Below are 18,048 nucleotides of genomic sequence, written 5' to 3'. Positions count from 1 at the left end.
TTTCGAAAATAATGAAAATGGGCTATTTTTTAGCACCGACACTCAAAACAACCAGTTTATCCATATTAATCAGTCTTTTATAGGCTTTTTGAATGTCGTATACACTAATAGGTGTTATTTTGTCAATAAAAGCGTTCAAAAAGTCCAAAGGTAGCTCATAAAATCCAATAATAGAGAGATAAGTAAGGATATTGGCATTGCTAGCTGTCTCTAAAGCAAAGCCGCCGATGATATTATCCTTGCCATCTTGTAGTTTTTGCGCATCAATCGCATTATTTCTGAAATTTTTGAGTGTTTCTAGCGCGACTTTTTTGGCTTGATCGGCTTGTGAGTTTTTGGTTTGTAGTTTGATTAAAAAATAGCCGTTGGACTTCATCTTGGTAAAATAGCTAGAAGTCGAATAAGCCAAACCTCTTTGTTCACGCACCTCATCACTCAAAATAGAAGTTAGCCCACTACCGCCGAGAATATGATTGCCTAAATAAAGCGCGTAATAATCAGGATGTGCACGGTTAATACCAACTTGCCCGATGAGTAAATGCGTTTGCGTTGAGGGGAATTCAATATGCTCTTGTATGGCTTTTGACAAAGGCAAGACTGACTGATTATCACGCGCTTTTTGCCCACTGTTTAGCCCATGTGAGATTTGGCGGGCTATTTGCTTGGCGTGCGCTTTGGAAATATCACCCACCAAGGCAATGGTGAGATTTTTGGCGACATAATAGCGTTGATAATGCTGTTTTAAATCAATCAATTTGATTTGTTGAAGCGATTCTTGGGTGCCAATTTTTTTGTGTGCATAGGGATGTTCGCCAAATACCAACTCATTAAATCGAGTATTAGCAACACTGCCTGGGCTTTGCTTGGCAGCCTCAATGGCGCGTAGCGTTTGTTTTTTCTCACGACTTAAATAGCGTTGTTGGTAGTCTACTTTGGACACCACTTCAGTAAACAAGTCTAATGAAGATTGCAAAATATCACGGCGCGTTAAACTGCGCATAGAGATAATCGACATGTCTTTAAGTGAGGCGGTAGAAAATTCACTGCCCAGTGATTCAAACTGGTTAATAATTTGCTCTTCGCTGCGATACTTACTCGCCGTACCAATTAGGCTATTGGTCAAACTTGCTAGGCCGTGTTTTTCACCATCTCGTGAGCTAGCCGCATCAAAGTTAAGTGCCACATCAAGCATTGGCAGGCCTTGAGTTTGAGTAAATAATACCTTGGCACCTTCAGGCGTATACCACTGCTCAATGTTTACTTTAGCCTCTACTTGAGTAATTAGTAGCAGTAATAGTGCTAATAGCTTCATTTAAGCTCCTGAGTGATGAGTTCAACGCTGTTTGCTTGTGAAAAATCAAGATAGGTGTTAGCAACATTTGACACATCTTTAGCGCTTATTTCGTTCATTTTATCAACATATTCAAACATTTTATCAATACCTAAACCCACCGTTTCGAGCATGCCTAAATAATAAGCTTGGGTATGAATAAGGTCTTGCTCAAAAATAAAACTTGCTTCCAACTGAGCTTTGGTACGCACAAGCTCATCTTCAATCAGTTTAGGATGTTCAATTAATGCTTTAACTTGGGTTTTAATGGCGTCAATCAGTATTTGCTTATCCACGCCTTTGGCTGGTACAAAACTAATGCTCAGCAGGGTGTTGTATTTATCATAAAGACGATACCCGACACTAATGGCCGAGGCAATTTGCTGGTTGCGAATCAGTTTTTTAGATAAGCCATTATCCAAAATATAGGCCAACATTTCTAATTGGTAGGCTTGTTTTTCATTGAGCGCAGTTTTCAAACTAGGCACGTGAAATGCAAGTGTATAAAAAGGCAGTTTTGCCTTGAGTTTGAGCGCTTTAGATTGCCCTATTTTGGCGATCGATGGATGGCGTTTAATGGTGTTAATTTTAGGATTTGACGGATAATGACCAAAATAGCGCTGTGCGTGTTGGATAACCACTTGAGGGTCAACATCGCCCACTACTACCAACGTGGCATTATTCGGTGCATAATAGGTTTGGTACCATTGGCGTAAGTCATTCAGTCGATAAGTTTCAATATCGGCTTTAAAGCCAATCACAGGCGCATGATACGCACCTTTTTGATCAAACGAAATAAGACGTAAATGCTCGTAAACTTGAGCATTGGGATTGTCTTCCACACGCAATCTACGCTCTTCGATTACCACACGTCTTTCTTTTTCTAGCTCACTGCCTGAGAAGGTTAAATTACGCATGCGATCAGCTTCCATCTTAATGGCTAGCTCCAATTTTGAGCGATGCATTTTTTGATAATAGGCTGTATAGTCTTTTGAAGTAAAGGCGTTATCATCGCCACCATTACGCGCGATAATTTTTGAAAATTCACCTACTTTATAATCGTGCGTCCCTTTAAACATCATATGTTCTAGCATGTGAGAGATGCCAGTATTAGGCCTAGATTCATCGCTAGCGCCCACTTTATACCAAAGTTGAGAGATAAATACAGGTGCTCGATGGTCGGTTTTAACGATAATTTTTAGCCCATTATCGAGTGTTGTTTGGGTCACGGTGTCATCGACCTTGGCGCTAACGGAGTTAGAAAAAGCACTGGTGGACAAAAAAAAGGCTAGTAAAATTAGATTCTTCATATTCAAACCATTATAGCGAGAAGCTTTGTTTAATTTTTTTAAAAAAGATAAATCTGACCCAATAGAAAAATCCACCTCGCTAAAAGAGCGCCTGGCCAAATCTAGGCAAAAATTAGGCTCGGGATTATCCAGCTTACTATTAGGTAAAAAAGCCATTGATGAGGATTTGCTAGATGAGCTGGAAACGCTCCTAATCACAGCAGATATTGGCATTAGCACTACAGACAAAGTGCTTGAATCGGTACGCAAAAACGCCTCACGAAAAATACTAAAAGACTCTGATAGTTTGTATCAATTCTTAAAAGATGAATTATCTGAATTACTGATTAAAGACAGCCAATTAAATACCGATACCAACGAAACATTTGTGATTTTAGTAGTGGGTATTAATGGTGCTGGCAAAACCACCACCATCGGCAAACTGGCCAAATCTTTTCAAAATCAAGGCAAGTCTGTCATGCTCGCAGCAGGCGATACTTTTCGCGCCGCCGCCGTTGAACAGCTAAAAGTATGGGGTGAGCGCAACGAAATACCAGTTGTTGCTCAAACAACTGGCTCTGACGCCGCCTCGGTGATTTACGATGCCTATGAATCAGCACGGGCTAAAAATATTGATATTCTTATTGCTGATACCGCAGGACGGTTGCATACTCAAGGTAATCTAATGCAAGAGCTTGGAAAAATAAAGCGCGTACTAAAAAAACACAATGAAAATGCCCCACATGAAACCATGCTGGTTATTGATGGCGGCTCGGGGCAAAACGCCATTAATCAGGCCAAAGAGTTTAACAAGACAGTTGGACTAAGCGGCATTAGTATCACCAAGCTTGATGGCACTGCTAAAGGTGGTGTGGTATTTGCTATTTCTGATGAGCTTAAATTGCCCGTACGCTATATTGGTGTTGGTGAAGGGATTAATGATTTAAAGCCTTTTAACGCTAAAAAGTTTGTCGACGCATTGTTTGAGTAGTACTCATATCTAAGGTTAATTTTCATTTGAAATTAATAACTTCAAATGGTATGATTATTTACGATAGCTCTAATCAAACTATACATATTTTTTTTAAGGTCGCTTAATGTTTAAAAAACTAATATTAATCTTAGGTTTACTCGTATCATTTCAAGCAATGTCGGATGGCGATTTATTTGACGAGCATTTTAATGATTATTCTGAAAATTTGAGTGATGCTCAGGATGCCAACAAAAAAGGTGTGTTTGTTTTTTTCTTTATGGATGACTGTCCTTTTTGCCAAAAAATGGAGCGCCAAGTATTAAATCAGCCTGACGTTATTAAATATTTTAAAACGCATTTTTTAAATTACAAAATCAATACCAATTCAAATCTTGAATTAGTTGATTTTGACGGCAATGATACGGTTGAAAGAGTTTTTGCAAAAAAACACAATCGAATTGGTGCAACACCTGTACTCGCTTTTTTTGATCTCAAGGGTAACCGAGTGGTTAGACGCACTGGATTTGCTAACCAAGCAGACTTTTTACTACTCGCCAAATTTATGGTTGAAGACGCCTACTTAGAGGAAAAATTTATTCGCTATAAGCGTAAAAACCGATGAAATTTTTAAGCTTCTTATTATTGCTAGTATCTAGTTTTGTTCACTCAGAGCAACTGCCTAACCCTTTAACACTGGGTGACGCTCTAAAACTTTCTGATGAGCATAACTTCGCTGAAAAACAGCAGCTTTTAAATATTGATTCTGAGCAACATCGACTGAGTGATTGGGAAAACCAATACGATGTAACGTCAAATATTGATTTACAGCTTGCAAAGCGAAGCGACTACAACTCTGCTATTAATAATTCTCACGCCTTTATTTTTCTTAAAAAAACACTTTACAATCAAGCCATTGAAATTGGAAAAAATACACAGCTAAATACACTTAATAATGCAACTTTGTCTTTTCAGCAATTACAGCAAGATAAAACCATTGGGATAATGCGCGCTTATTTTGACATCGTTTTAGCAGACTTATCTTATGAAACTGCACTAGAGGAGCTGGCAATGTTTGCTGTTCAGGAAGGTCGAGTTAAAGATGATTACGACATTCAAAGTGCATCAGAAGTAACCTTATTAGAAAAACAAACCAAAACGCAAATTAGTCAAATTCACCGTATTAGGGCAGAATCTAAGCAAATTCAAACTCGAGCTAAGTTGGCTCAGCTACTTAATATTAGTTATGAAGATCGTCCTGATGATGTTGTTATGCCTAATTACAAGTCTTTATTTAAAAAAGAGCTGGCCGAGTTTTCTTATTATCAAGAAAAGCTTACAGACAACTTAAAGCTTAAACAATTGAAACAAGCTTTATCAGCCATCGGTCGTCAAATTTCTCAGCAAAAAAGTAATTTAGGTATTGTGCTTAACTCAAGCGCTCGAATTGGAGAACAAGGCTATCTGCGCGAGAAAAATGGCCAATGGCGTGCTGGAATTCAGCTATCTATGCCTTTTGGTACTGATGCCAAACAAGATAGTGAGATATCTCAACTCATGATTCAATCTAAGAAAAAACAACTTGAGATTGAAAAGATTCAGCAAGATTTATTAGGGGAAGCATTGGATCATCACCTTAATCTTAGTGCATTAAGGCAAATCCATAAAGCGCTAATCGTTGAATTGGACTATCGAGATTTGTATTTGGAAAAAGCGCGTGCCAATTATGAAATGGAGATCAAAAGTGACATCGGTAAGGCTATGGTCAACTACACAGATACTGAAAGAAAACTAGCTGAGAATGAATTTAACTATGTCATTACCCTTAAAAAATTACATCACTTGATTGGAGAAGATTATGAAATTTAATTCCTGGTTAGCATTAAGCATGCTTCTGTCTGGCGCTACTTTGGCGCTGGATATCTACCCACAAGTATCTAGCACCATTGTTGAGATAATCCCGCCAGGAAAGCAAGTTAGCTCTGGCGATGTATTGGTCAAATTGGATGATAGGCAAGCTCAGCTAACCTTGCAACACCTTAAAGCCATTGGTAATATCAAGCAACAAGCTTTTGACGATGCACTTCTTGTATTTGATCAAACTCAAGAATTATATGATCGCATGGTCGCTTCTCATCGTGATTTGGATATTGCTAAAATGGCTCGTAATGCTCAAAAACGTGAGCTAGATGCACATAATGTACTGATCAAAATTCAAATGATTGAGCTGGAAAAATATCAAATTAAATCTCCCATCTCTGGCGTAGTCAAACAAACACCTGATCTAAGAAATGCGACTAATATAGCCATACCAAAGGTATTAATAGTTATTGAATAGTCTCATTTGAAATAGCGAATCCTCGACACTTTTTCTTACAAATGCTGCTCACAAATGACTAATTTTCCAATCATATCACCCTGTTCGATTAGCTGATGAGCTTTAGTGATATTATCAATATTAATTGGGCTAAGTTGTTGCGTGGCAATACTCACAATCTGCTGTTGATCAATTAAATCAGACACTTTGTTGAGTAGCTGGTGCTGCTTTATTAGATCGGTAGTTTGAAACATCGAGCGGGTGAACATCATCTCCCAAACCAGTGTAATGCTTTTGGCTTTTAATAAGTTAAGATCATAGCTTTTTTGAGTGTTCGCAAGCAAACAAATACATCCTTGTGGCGCGATTAAATCAACCATTTGCTCGAGATAATCATCAGGCACACCCATGCATAAAATATAATCTGGAGCAGTTAATGACTGCTGCTTAAATTGCTTAGCAAGCTGTTGATGATCCAGTACCGTATCAGCACCCATCTGCTTACACCAAGCTTTTGACTCTGGTCGTGAGGCAGTGGCAATGACATTCATGCTAATAATTTGTTTGGAAAATTGTATCGCCATAGAGCCGACGCCACCTGCTGCACCAATCAGTAATAATGTTTTGTTTTTATCTTTTGGGGTAATTTTTAGGCGGTCAAATAACGATTCCCAAGCGGTAATACTGGTTAAAGGTAGTGCGGCGGCTTGTTCAAAATTGAGCGATTTTGGCTTACGGCCGACAATGCGCTCGTCTACAAGTTGATGTGTGGCATTAGACCCATCTCGGGTTACGTCGCCTGCATAGAAAACTTCATCGCCCACTTTAAAAATCGATGCCTCCTCTCCAACCGCACGAACAACACCGCAAGCATCATAGCCTAGAATTTTTACCGCGCTATCTTTAGTAATAGTTTGCTTAACTTTAGTGTCAATTGGATTAATAGAAATGGCTTTTATCTCAACCAAAAGATCTTGGCCTGCAGGATTTTCTAAAGGTTTTTCAAACTCAATAAAATCACAGCCGTTATAGCCAATTGCTTGCATGTTATCGGCGCGTGTTTCTTTCAATGCGCAACATGGCTAGCATCATGACAAACATAATAAAAAATCCAAGTGCAGCGCCCATCATGCCTAAAGAGATAAATCCTGTCATTTGATCAGATTTAGCTGTACCCATTTTGATTAAATTTTGCTGAGTTTGCTGCTCAACTTGGCGGGCAAATTCTTGATCGTGCCAATGCAGAAACTCATCAACATTCACTTGATCACCTCCTACGTTAACCAACTGCCTGGTTAGCCTAGATAAAGACTCTACATAGCTTAACTTAAGTGCTGGCACATAGGCATTAGACTTGATTTTAATCATCACCTTAATTTGAAACTGCGCATCACTTTTGCCAATAACCTCATTTGGCAATGCTTGTAAATTGGCCATAATTTGCTCAATATAAGCATCGAACTTTTGATTAAAAGCTGCTTGGGAAGCACTCGGGGCACTACTGATCATTGCATCAGTTGGGACAGTTTCCAGCTGTAAGCTGATTGGATTTTGATATTTAGCGAGTTCAATCATCGGCTTGCTAATTTCATCTGTTGCTCTGCTATTGATTTTTTCATAACTAAACCAGCCCAGAAAAACAACCAAAGTAAATGAGATAAGCGCGAACAATAAACCTATTTTTTGTACGAGACTAAAAAAACTTTTTTCCATAAATTTCAACATGCTTTATTCCTTGGTAAGACTGTGTTTAAAGATATCGTTCATATATACTGCCAACTCAATATCTAATTGGCTGATGCACTTCTGAGAATGCGTAATCAATTCAACATCGACCGTATTATAACTATTTGACCACTCTGGATGATGATCCATTTTTTCAACCATGATGGCCGCTTGCGTCATAAAATCAAAAGCTTGGACAAAGTCTTGAAAAACAAACTGCCGATGTAATTTTTGATTAACAATTGACCAGTCTGGCAGTTGCTGCAAAGCCTGCAAATCAGTCATTAGTCAACTTTTAAAATATCTTTAGCACCCATGACAATCAACTGATCGGCCAACTCTTCACCCAAAGCCTGTGCCTCGCTCACGTGCCCAGATACTTGGTGTTTTAAAATAACGCCAGATTTAACATTGCCCACCAAGCCCGTCACATTAAGCTGGTCACCATCCAGTGTGGCAAACCCTGCTATAGGCACTGAACACCCACCTTCTAGACGTGCATTCATCGCCCGCTCTGCATTTACCCTGTAAGTAGTTTCTTGATCAATCAAAGGGCTAATTAAATCTAGAATAGTCTGATCATTCTCGCGAATCTCAATCCCTACTGCCCCTTGGCCAACTGCAGGCAAAGAATCGATCGCTGGAATCTCTTGCTTAATACGCGTTTCAAACTTAAGGCGAATAAGACCCGCACACGCCAAGATAATCGCATCAAACTCACCGTCATCGAGTTTTTGAAGTCGGGTGTTTACATTGCCTCGTAAGTCTAGAATTTCTAAATCTGGGCGTTGAGCTTTCAGCTGCACAATTCGGCGCATTGAACAAGTGCCCACTTTAGCGCCTTGTGGTAGATCATTAATACCATCGTAATGATTAGACACAAATGCATCAAATGGATTTTCACGCTTTAAAATAGCGCCTAGCTCAAATCCAGGTGGAATCTCATAAGGCACATCTTTCATCGAATGCACAGCAATATCAGCCACCCCTTCCATCATGCCTATTTCTAATTCTTTAATAAACAAACCTTTGCCACCAATTTTAGATAAAGGTGAATTTAAAATCTGGTCACCCTTGGTGGTCATCTTAACCAACTCTACTTTTAAATCTGGATGAATCGCCTCCAGCCTAGCTTTTACGTGCTCTGCTTGCCAAAGTGCTAGCGGAGATTTTCGAGTTGCAATTTTCAGGGTTTTATTCATGCTTCAAGGAGTTTGTATTAAAATAGTGCCAATGTTTAGATTTTATCTATTAGTTGCCGTCTTTTTATCAAATTTTGCGATCGCGCAAGAACTCAACCTGCCAGACGCAAAAAATTTCTTTTTAGACTCACAACAAGTTTGGAAGAAAAAGATACCTATTTTAATAATGTTTTCCATTCCTGATTGTGGATATTGCAAAAAAGTCAAAGAAAATACCATTGGCCCTATGGCAGATCTCGAGGAATACCAAGATAAAGTAATCATTCGCCATATCAATGCTAATAGCTTTGATGAAATCAATGATTTTTACAATGAAACTGTTTCTCAAAATGAGTTTGCCTTTAAGTATGCAGTTAATTTCTTTCCAACGGTTATGTTGGTAGACAACTATGGCGTGGTTTTGGAAAAAGTCTTAGGCGTTACCAATGAAGATTATTATTGGACCGATCTTGACAAGCTAATTGATAGCTCTACTCTAAAAATTAACAAACAACTTAGTGCAAAATTATGACCAATAACACACAAAATTCAAGCCAAACACACACGAATCAATCTTGGGGTGGACGCTTTAGCGAGCCAACTGATGAATTTGTCAAAATTTTTGGTGCTTCTGTCTTTTTTGACAAAATTTTAGCCCCATACGACATTGCCGGTTCTAGAGCGCACGCCACCATGTTGCAAGAAGTAGGCTTATTAACCGAAGACGAAAAAGACCAAATTCTAACGGGTCTGGATCAAATTTTGGAAGAAATCAATACAGGTAAGTTTGAATGGTCTGTTGCACTGGAAGATGTGCATATGAATATTGAATCACGTCTCACGCAATTGATTGGCAATGCGGGCAAAAAACTCCATACAGGCCGCTCTCGCAATGATCAAGTAGCGACTGATATTCGCCTATATCTGCGCGATCAAGTTGATGATATTCTAGTTGAGATTAATCGCTTACAACAGGCCTTGCTCGATTTAGCAGAAAAAGAAGCCAGCACCATCTTGCCAGGATTTACTCATCTCCAAGCAGCACAGCCTGTGAGTTTTGGCCACCATATGATGGCCTATTTTGAAATGCTAACTCGAGACGGTGAACGCTTAGTTGATTGTCGTAAGCGTATGAACTCCATGCCGCTAGGCTCTGCTGCCTTAGCAGGAACTACTTATCCAATAAACCGTGAAAGAACTGCCGAACTACTGAGCTTTGATCGTATTTGCTTAAATTCACTTGATGGCGTTAGTGATCGCGATTTTGCCATTGAGTTCTTGTCTGCTGCCAGCATGATTATGATGCACCTATCACGCTTTTCAGAAGAGTTAATTTTATGGTCTTCTGCGCAGTTTAATTTTATAGAGCTGCCAGATAGCTTTTGCACTGGCTCTTCTATCATGCCGCAAAAGAAAAACCCTGACGTACCAGAGCTTGTGCGCGGAAAAACAGGGCGCGTGTATGGAAATTTAACCTCCATGCTCACCATTATGAAATCTCAACCTTTGGCTTACAACAAAGACAATCAAGAAGACAAAGAGCCATTGTTTGATACAGTTGATACTCTTAAAGCTTGCTTGCGTGTATTTGCTGATATGGTACCAACGATCGAGACGCGACGTGACACCATGTATAACTCAACCAAAAAAGGCTACACTACAGCAACTGATTTGGCCGATTATCTAGTCAACAAAGGTTTAGCCTTTAGAGATGCACATGAGGTTGTTGGTAAGTCCGTTTCTTACGGCATCGAGCACCAAAAAGATTTGGCAGAGCTCAGCTTAGAAGAGCTACAATTGTTTGATGATCGCATTGAAAACGATGTGTTTGATATTTTGTCATTAGAAGGCTCACTTTGTGCGCGTGACCACCTAGGTGCAACTTCGCCTAATCAAGTTAAATACGCCATTAAGACTGCCAGAAAAAACTTAATCTAATGCGGGTTATTTTTGCGGGTACGCCTGAATTCTCAGTTGGCATACTCGAAGCGCTTGCTCAAGGTGAGCATAAATTAGTTGGTATATATTGCCAGCCCGACCGTCCCAAGGGTCGTGGTCGTGTATTAACTGCCTGCCCCGTTAAAGAAAAAGCACTTGAACTCAACTTACCGGTCTTTCAACCTGAAAGCCTAAAAGATAAGACAGCTCAACAACAATTAGCCAGCTTAAATGCTGATGTGATGGTGGTGGTAGCTTACGGGCAAATTTTACCAATAGAGGTGTTAGAGACACCTAAATACGGCTGTCTTAATATTCATGCCTCGCTACTGCCACGTTGGCGCGGGGCTGCACCGATTCAGCGTGCGATTATTTCCGGTGATAAGCAAACAGGGATTGGCATTATGCAAATGAATGAAGGCTTAGATACAGGCGACATCTTGCTGGAAAAAACTTGCGATATTCTTGAGTCTGATACTGCCCAATCTTTACATGACAAGCTAGCCATACTCGGTGCACAAGGCATTGTTAAAGCTTTAGCCAATCTTAACACCCTATCGCCAACCCCACAAAATGAAGCGGGCATTACCTACGCCAAAAAACTATCTAAAGATGAAGCCTGGATTGATTGGTCAAAATCGGCCGTACAAATCAACCAACAAATTAGAGCTTTTAACCCTTATCCAATTGCTCAAACAAATGCGAGCAGTAATAAATTCGAATCAAAAGTGTTACGCATTTTATCTGCCTGCGTCATAGGCAAGGCCTATGACGCAAAACCCGGTGAAGTGGCTGAATACGGCAAAGGGGTTTGCATTGTTGCAACGGGTGATGGTGCGCTAAGTTTAGAAAAAGTACAGCTTGCTGGCAAAAAAGCCGTCGATATTAAAGATTTCACAAACGCTTACACGCTAACAATACTGGAATAATCATGCCCCTTAAGCGTACCCTAACTTTGCCATTACTCACACTTTACGGGTTAGGCAATATTTTAGGCGCTGGTATTTATGTTCTAATTGGTAAGGTCTCAGGTGTAGCGGGCATGATGGCACCGTTATCATTTTTTGTCGCATCGCTATTGGTTGTTACAACAGCCTTTACTTACAGCGAACTATCATCGCGTTATCCTGTGAGTGCTGGTGAGGCGGTTTATTTGTTTAAAGCGTTTGGCAATCGACACCTGTCCTTTATAGTCGGCATTATGATTGTTATAACGGGCGTTCTATCTTCTGCCACGATCACTGTTGGCTTTATTGGTTATTTGGATATTTTTGTTGATTTATCCAGCCTTGTTACGATTACACTGCTATTAACAGTATTAGGGGTTTTAGCTATTTGGGGTATTAAAGAATCCGTCCAGGTGGCTGCACTTTTAACCTTAATAGAAATTACAGGATTACTGATTATCATTTGGTTTGGTCGTGACTATCTCCATAACATCGACACTCAAGCGTATTTAAACACTTTTAAATTTGGCGATTTAGCCATTTGGGGTGGTATATTTGCAGGCTCTTTTTTGGCATTTTATGCATTTATTGGTTTTGAGGATATGGTTAACGTCGCTGAAGAGGTTATTGAGCCAGAAAAAAATATGCCAAAAGCCATTATTCTGTCTCTTGCTATTGCCAGTGTTATTTACATATTGGTGTCACTAGTAGCTGTTAGCGCCGTACCACTAGACGCCCTATCTGCACACCAAGCACCACTAGCGCTTATTTACGAACAGCTTAGCGGACTTTCGCCCAACTTAATTGCCGTTATCGGTATGCTTGCCATTATTAACGGCGCACTCATACAAATTATTATGGCTTCTCGCGTTCTCTACGGCATGAGCAAGCAAAAATGGCTGCCTAGTATATTGAGCAACATTAACAAAACAACCAGAACCCCTGTTTACGCCACTTTAATTGTTGTACTTATTATTTATGTTTTGGCGCTTTGGTTGCCAATTATGACACTGGCAGAATTAACCAGTTTATTTATCTTAATTATTTTTTCACTAATGCATCTTGCGTTGCTGGTTATCAAGGCAAAGCAACCCAAACCTAGTAAAAATATCAGGCGCTATCATTTCAGCTTACCACTAATTGGGCTTATAACCAATACAGGCTTTATTGCCTTTTACTTACTATTTTGAGACTTTGCCGACAAAGCCAATTTGACGCCAAGCTTCATACGCCACAATAGAGACACAATTAGACAAATTTAAACTTCTAGATCCTGCTTGCATAGGTAGCGTAATGCCTGGGTATTGATCTAAAATCTCTTGTGGTAAGCCACGGGTCTCTGGGCCAAATAAAAAACTATCCCCACTTTGATAAACTGGATCGGTATAAATTTGATCCACTTTTGAGCTCACTGCAAACAAACGTTGCGGCCTAGCCTTGGCCAAATAATCTTCAAAATTTTCATATTCAACCACATTGGCTAGCTCTTTATAGTCAAGTCCTGCACGCCTTAGGCGCTTATCGGTAATCTCAAACCCAAAAGGTTTAATTAAGTGCAAACTTGCACCCATATTGGCTGACAAGCGAATAAGGCTACCGGTGTTATTGGGGATTTCAGGTTCGAACAAGACTAAATTTAACATAATATTTTATTTTGGACCTTGAATATTGCAATATCATCCCATAGATAGAAGCTAACTTAAACAAAAACAACGAATAAATCAATGAATATTGAAAAATTAACCTCTCAATTTCAACAAGATCTTAGCTCTGCGCAATCACTCGCTGTTGGCAACAACCACAGTGGTATTGAAGCATTGCATGTGCTAAGTGCTATGTTGAGTGATCAAAACTCTAGTGTTAGTAATATCTTAAAATCTATTAATATAGAGACAAGCAAGCTAAAAAGTAAGCTTGATTTAGAAATGCAAAACTTGGCCGTGGTTAATAACCCAAATAGCGATATTGGAATTTCTCAAAATTTATTGCGATTATTAACCTCGGTAGAAAAAATAGCCACCGAAAAAGGTGATAGCTATTTGTCCACAGAGATTTTTTTACTAGCCGTTATTCAAGGTAACGATATAACCACAAAATTATTAAAAAATTCAGGTGTTAATGAGCAAGCGTTAAGCACAGCCATTGAAACCTTTAGAGGAGGAAAAAACGTGAACGAACAAAATGCAGAAACACAAAGAGACGCGCTAAATAAATACACCCAAGATTTAACCGAGCTTGCTGAGCAAGGAAAACTAGACCCCGTTATTGGTCGTGACGGCGAAATTCGCCGTGCTATTCAAGTATTGCAACGTCGCACCAAAAACAACCCCGTGCTCATTGGTGAGCCTGGCGTGGGCAAAACTGCCATTGCCGAAGGCTTAGCGCAGCGCATTATTAATGGCGAGGTGCCAGAAGGTATTAAAGGTAAACATCTATTATCGCTTGATATGGCATCACTGGTTGCCGGTGCAAAATACAAAGGTGAATTCGAAGAAAGGATGAAAGCTGTGCTTAAAGAAGTGGAAGCGGCAAACGGTCAAATTATTTTATTTATTGACGAGCTCCACACCATGATGGGCGCAGGAAAAGGTGAAGGCTCTATGGATGCCGGCAATATGCTCAAGCCGGCACTTGCTCGTGGTGATCTTCATTGTATGGGCGCTACCACACTCGATGAATATCGACAATACATTGAAAAAGACTCCGCTATGGAGCGTCGCTTTCAAAAAGTCTTGGTTGATGAGCCAACTGAAGAAGACACGGTTGCTATTTTGCGTGGCCTAAAGGAAAAATACGAAGTTCATCACGGTGTGGAAATTACCGATCCGGCAATTATTGCCGCGGTTACTTACTCAACACGCTACATTACTGACCGACAATTACCCGATAAAGCCATTGATTTAATCGATGAAGCCGCCTCACAAATTCGCATGGAGATTGATTCAAAGCCTGAGTCAATGGACAAACTTGATCGCAAATTAGTACAACTTAAGATTGAGCGCATGGCACTTAAAAAAGAAAAAGACAAGGCCTCTAAGGAGCGTCTTAAAGAGCTTGTAAATGTCATTAAAAATCTTGAAAAAGAATATGCTGATCTTGAAGAAATTTGGAAAAAAGAAAAATCCCAGGTTCAAGGTGCGCAACACCTTAAAGAAGAATTAGAGCAAGTTAAAGCCCAGCTTGAAACCGCTTCACGTAACAACGATCTAGCCAAAATGAGCGAGCTTCAATACGGAAAAATACCCGAACTTGAAGCAAAAATCACCCAAGCAGAATCTGCTGACGTTGAAGAAATGACTCTACTGCGCAACAAGGTAACTGAAAGTGAAATTGCCGAAATTGTAGCGCGTTGGACAGGCATCCCTGTGGATAAAATGATGGAAGGTGAGAAAGACAAACTGCTTAATATGGAAGGCATTATCACCAAGCGCCTAGTTGGACAGGACAAGGCTGTTAAAGTCATTGCCGATGCGGTGCGCCGTTCGCGTGCTGGATTATCCGATCCTAATCGTCCTGATGGCTCGTTTATGTTTATGGGTCCTACTGGCGTGGGTAAAACCGAGCTGACCAAGGCTTTGGCTGATTTCTTGTTTGACACAGAGCAGGCGATTGTACGCGTTGATATGAGTGAGTTTATGGAAAAACACTCAGTATCACGACTAATCGGCGCACCTCCAGGCTATGTTGGCTATGAACAAGGCGGTGTTTTAACCGAAGCTGTGCGTCGCAAGCCGTATTCAATTATTCTTTTAGATGAGGTTGAAAAAGCCCATCCAGATGTATTTAATATTCTCTTGCAAGTGCTGGATGATGGCAGACTAACGGATGGCCAAGGACGCACGGTTGATTTTAAAAACACCGTGATTGTCATGACCTCAAATTTAGGCTCACACCTAATTCAGGACAACCCGGGCAAAGATGTTTCGGCTGAGTTAACCCAATTAGTCGGTGAGCACTTTAGACCTGAGTTTGTTAATCGTATCGATGAAATCGTTACCTTTAACAGTCTTGGTAAGGAACAAATCAGAGGTATTGCTAAAATACAAATTGAGATTTTATCTTCACGATTGGCTGATTTAGATCTTAAACTTGAGCTTAGCGATGAAGCGATGAATTTGATTATTGACAAAGGTTACGACCCTGTGTTTGGCGCAAGACCACTCAAACGCACCATTCAGCAATTATTGGAAAATCCACTCTCACAAAAGATTTTAGCTGGCGACTCTCTACCGGGCTCAACCATCAAGGCTGATGTAATCAACCATGAGCTTGTGTTTTCTTAAAGCCTGATTAATACTTATAAAAAAGGAGGCGAAAGCCTCCTTTTTAGTTAACAATTATTACAAGCTTAAAACCTCAACCCAACCTTAACCGCCAAGCTATTCGGATAGCCTACAGCCTCAGTAAGCTCATCGCTAATTAACGATCCTAAAATATTAAGCTTTTATGAAGATTTTCTATTTGCTATCTCAATCAACTCTTTATCTTTATAAAGCAAACTATTAACAATTTTTGTTAAGTTGCTCTCTTGCTTCTTTGCTAATTTAATAAAAAATTTTTCAACTTCTGGCTCGAGATAAATAGGCAAATGAAATTGAGCGTTTTTATTATAAAACTTACCTCTTTCTCCCTTTGTAAAATCGTATTCTGCTTCCATGATTATCCTTGTTGATATACTTTATTCTCTAATTTTGTTGCCTTCCTAGCGCTAATAATTCTTACGTTACAATCATTTTTATCAATAATAACAAATGAATGAATAACAACCAGCATTCTTGTTTTATCATCTAAACCAATTGTAACCCATCTATCCTCATGGATACTGTGTTTATCATCATAAATTGAAATAGCATTTTTATCTTTAAAAATAGAAACAGCATCTTCAAAGTTTATTTTGTGCTTTGACAGATTGGTTTTTGCTTTATTCGGATCCCAGGGGTTTTAGCCGTTAATCAACCTAAACAAGTCTTACTTGTTAGGCTGTGTACTGTAATTTCCAAAATTTGCGAAATTTTTAGTATCAATATTTAAGCCGCTTTCCAATGGATAGTTATTGATATAATTAAAGCTTATGAACGATTATCTTAAAATTGCTAAAAACGGCCTGTGGACCAACAACCAAGCTTTGGTGGCGCTGTTGGGCTTGTGTCCACTTTTGGCGGTGACTAATAACATCGTTAATGCAATTGGCTTGGGACTAGCGACAACTTTTGTATTGGTTGCTTCAAATATAACAGTATCAGTCTTTAGAAATCAGATTCGCAAGGAAGTTCGTATTCCCATTTTTGTCTTATTAATCGCCTCATTTGTGACGATTGTTGAGCTATTAATGCAATCATATTTTTATGATCTGTATTTGATTTTGGGTATTTTTGTACCTCTGATCGTTACTAATTGTGCAATTCTGGCGCGAGCAGAAGCTTACGCGAGCAAAAATAGCTGGGATAAATCAGCACTTGATGGGCTGATGATGGGCGTGGGATTTTCTATTATTTTGGTTATTTTAGGTGCTATGCGCGAGCTAATTGGCTCAGGCACTTTATTTGATCAATCTTCTTTAATACTTGGCTCTTTGGGCGACACCCTAAGCATTACCGTATTTGAAGATTATCAAGGCACGTTATTAGCCGTATTGCCGCCCGGGGCGTTTATTGGCTTAGGGCTGATTGTGGCGGTTAAAAATTATTTTGATTTAAAAAAAGTTTAAAAAAAGAGGAGAAAGAAATGAATAAATTAGCAATTTTATTAATAAGTACACTACCGCTTATGGCCAGTGCCGAAGGCGAAAAAACCAAACAAGTGTTTATGTCTCCGGGAGTAGTTTCGATTGAGGTTATGCATAATGACAAAACTGTCAAACTACAGCGTGATCAAGATCAGGATAATGAAATTTCTGATTTTTACCTAAAAACTGCACGTGGGAAAATCCAACCCATGAACCCGTTTGCACCGAACTTGGTTGAAACTATTGGTGAGCTTGATATGATTAATTATGTCAAACAAAAATCTTCTGGTGATGATTCAATCATGGTGATCGATACTCGCACTCCAAACTGGGTAACGATTTCAGGTGGCATACCGACTGCAGTTAATATTCCATATACCAAATTCAAGAAAAAAGATAAAGCGCTAGAGATCATGGAAGATCAGCTTGGTGTGCAAGTAGATGATGTGTTTGACTTTACTTACGCCAAAACCTTGGTGATGTATTGCAACGGTATTTGGTGTGGACAAACGCCTGCGGCGGTCAAAGCGCTACTTAGCTACGGCTACCCAGCTGCTAAAATTAAATATTTCCGTGGTGGCATGCAAAACTGGAAATCTCTAGGGTTGACGACTGTCAAGCTATAA

The 18,048-nt window shown here is 39.6% G+C and carries 19 protein-coding genes and 1 pseudogene; 11 read left to right on the top strand and 9 right to left on the bottom strand.

The window, feature by feature from the left end; translation table 11 throughout:
• Positions 1–22: 22 nt before the first annotated feature.
• Both SP60_RS06280 and SP60_RS06275 read right to left on the bottom strand, forming a co-directional pair.
• Positions 23–1,312 (bottom strand): M16 family metallopeptidase, encoded by a 1,290-nt coding sequence (locus SP60_RS06280; RefSeq protein ID WP_053951810.1) that lies wholly within the window; start codon positions 1,310–1,312, stop codon positions 23–25.
• A complete protein-coding gene (locus tag SP60_RS06275; RefSeq protein WP_082319681.1) occupies positions 1,309–2,640 on the bottom strand; it encodes a M16 family metallopeptidase in 1,332 nt (443 codons plus the stop codon). The genes SP60_RS06280 and SP60_RS06275 overlap by 4 nt, the downstream gene beginning before the upstream one ends.
• Before the next feature lie 25 nt (positions 2,641–2,665).
• Between SP60_RS06275 and ftsY the strand changes: the two genes are divergently transcribed.
• The 4 genes from ftsY to SP60_RS06255 all read left to right on the top strand — a co-directional run bounded on the left by ftsY (position 2,666) and on the right by SP60_RS06255 (position 5,927).
• Positions 2,666–3,610, top strand: coding sequence for a signal recognition particle-docking protein FtsY (ftsY, locus tag SP60_RS06270; RefSeq protein WP_053951809.1), 945 nt, complete (start codon positions 2,666–2,668; stop codon positions 3,608–3,610).
• Between the two features lie 106 nt (positions 3,611–3,716).
• Positions 3,717–4,214, top strand: coding sequence for a thioredoxin family protein (locus tag SP60_RS06265; protein ID WP_082319654.1), 498 nt, complete (start codon positions 3,717–3,719; stop codon positions 4,212–4,214).
• Positions 4,211–5,458 (top strand): TolC family protein, encoded by a 1,248-nt coding sequence (locus tag SP60_RS06260; protein WP_053951807.1) that lies wholly within the window; start codon positions 4,211–4,213, stop codon positions 5,456–5,458. Before SP60_RS06265 ends, SP60_RS06260 begins: the two co-directional genes overlap by 4 nt.
• Positions 5,448–5,927: an efflux RND transporter periplasmic adaptor subunit gene (locus SP60_RS06255; protein WP_053951806.1), complete on the top strand. Its 480-nt coding sequence runs from the start codon at positions 5,448–5,450 to the stop codon at positions 5,925–5,927. The genes SP60_RS06260 and SP60_RS06255 overlap by 11 nt, the downstream gene beginning before the upstream one ends.
• Positions 5,928–5,962: 35 nt before the next feature.
• On the opposite strand, the gene SP60_RS06250 is transcribed toward SP60_RS06255, so the two are convergent.
• From SP60_RS06250 to hemC, 4 genes are read right to left on the bottom strand one after another with little or no spacing between them, the layout of a single operon-like run.
• Positions 5,963–6,952, bottom strand: a complete 990-nt coding sequence (locus tag SP60_RS06250; protein WP_053951805.1) for a zinc-binding alcohol dehydrogenase family protein — start codon at positions 6,950–6,952, stop codon at positions 5,963–5,965.
• Between the two features lies 1 nt (position 6,953).
• Complete coding sequence (locus tag SP60_RS06245) at positions 6,954–7,631, bottom strand: hypothetical protein (protein ID WP_053951804.1); 678 nt, start codon at positions 7,629–7,631, stop codon at positions 6,954–6,956.
• A 3-nt stretch (positions 7,632–7,634) separates the two neighbouring features.
• Complete coding sequence (locus SP60_RS06240; protein ID WP_053951803.1) at positions 7,635–7,916, bottom strand: 4a-hydroxytetrahydrobiopterin dehydratase; 282 nt, start codon at positions 7,914–7,916, stop codon at positions 7,635–7,637.
• Entirely contained in the window at positions 7,916–8,833 is a 918-nt protein-coding gene (gene hemC / locus SP60_RS06235) for a hydroxymethylbilane synthase (protein ID WP_053951802.1), read from the bottom strand. Before hemC ends, SP60_RS06240 begins: the two co-directional genes overlap by 1 nt.
• Positions 8,834–8,864: 31 nt before the next feature.
• Here hemC and SP60_RS06230 point away from each other — a divergent pair, with 31 nt between their 5' ends.
• The 4 genes from SP60_RS06230 to SP60_RS06215 are packed head-to-tail and all read left to right on the top strand — an operon-like array spanning position 8,865 to position 12,887.
• Entirely contained in the window at positions 8,865–9,344 is a 480-nt protein-coding gene (locus tag SP60_RS06230) for a thioredoxin family protein (protein WP_158403347.1), read from the top strand.
• Positions 9,341–10,750 carry an argininosuccinate lyase gene (gene argH, locus SP60_RS06225; protein WP_053951800.1) on the top strand — a complete coding sequence of 470 codons (1,410 nt, stop codon included), beginning with the start codon at positions 9,341–9,343 and terminating at the stop codon, positions 10,748–10,750. The genes SP60_RS06230 and argH overlap by 4 nt, the downstream gene beginning before the upstream one ends.
• A complete protein-coding gene (fmt, locus tag SP60_RS06220) occupies positions 10,750–11,679 on the top strand; it encodes a methionyl-tRNA formyltransferase (RefSeq protein ID WP_053951799.1) in 930 nt (309 codons plus the stop codon). Before argH ends, fmt begins: the two co-directional genes overlap by 1 nt.
• Positions 11,680–11,681: 2 nt before the next feature.
• Positions 11,682–12,887 carry an APC family permease gene (locus SP60_RS06215; protein WP_053951798.1) on the top strand — a complete coding sequence of 402 codons (1,206 nt, stop codon included), beginning with the start codon at positions 11,682–11,684 and terminating at the stop codon, positions 12,885–12,887.
• On the opposite strand, the gene SP60_RS06210 is transcribed toward SP60_RS06215, so the two are convergent.
• The gene (locus SP60_RS06210; protein WP_053951797.1) at positions 12,879–13,340 is read right to left on the bottom strand and encodes a tRNA (cytidine(34)-2'-O)-methyltransferase; all 462 of its coding nucleotides are present in this window, start codon (positions 13,338–13,340) and stop codon (positions 12,879–12,881) included. The genes SP60_RS06215 and SP60_RS06210 overlap by 9 nt on opposite strands.
• An 81-nt stretch (positions 13,341–13,421) precedes the next feature.
• Between SP60_RS06210 and clpB the strand changes: the two genes are divergently transcribed.
• A complete protein-coding gene (gene clpB, locus SP60_RS06205; RefSeq protein WP_053951796.1) occupies positions 13,422–15,980 on the top strand; it encodes an ATP-dependent chaperone ClpB in 2,559 nt (852 codons plus the stop codon).
• 161 nt (positions 15,981–16,141) lie between these two features.
• Here the strand turns inward: clpB and SP60_RS06200 are convergent, their stop codons facing one another.
• On the bottom strand, positions 16,142–16,354 hold the full coding sequence (locus SP60_RS06200) for a hypothetical protein (protein ID WP_053951795.1): 213 nt from the start codon (positions 16,352–16,354) through the stop codon (positions 16,142–16,144).
• Between the two features lie 2 nt (positions 16,355–16,356).
• A pseudogene (locus SP60_RS06195) lies at positions 16,357–16,620 on the bottom strand (BrnT family toxin); the annotation flags it as partial.
• 148 nt (positions 16,621–16,768) lie between these two features.
• On the opposite strand from SP60_RS06195, the gene SP60_RS06190 reads away from it, so the two are divergent.
• Together SP60_RS06190 and SP60_RS08425 are read left to right on the top strand one after the other, a co-directional pair.
• Positions 16,769–17,404, top strand: a complete 636-nt coding sequence (locus SP60_RS06190; protein ID WP_053951793.1) for an electron transport complex subunit E — start codon at positions 16,769–16,771, stop codon at positions 17,402–17,404.
• 17 nt (positions 17,405–17,421) lie between these two features.
• The gene (locus SP60_RS08425) at positions 17,422–18,048 is read left to right on the top strand and encodes a rhodanese-like domain-containing protein (RefSeq protein WP_053951792.1); all 627 of its coding nucleotides are present in this window, start codon (positions 17,422–17,424) and stop codon (positions 18,046–18,048) included.

Origin of the sequence: Candidatus Thioglobus autotrophicus, assembly GCF_001293165.1 — a bacterium.
Lineage (GTDB): Bacteria > Pseudomonadota > Gammaproteobacteria > PS1 > Pseudothioglobaceae > Thioglobus_A > Thioglobus_A autotrophicus.
Note: the sequence above shows the minus strand (reverse complement) of the source record. Positions and strands in the feature narration are given on the sequence as shown.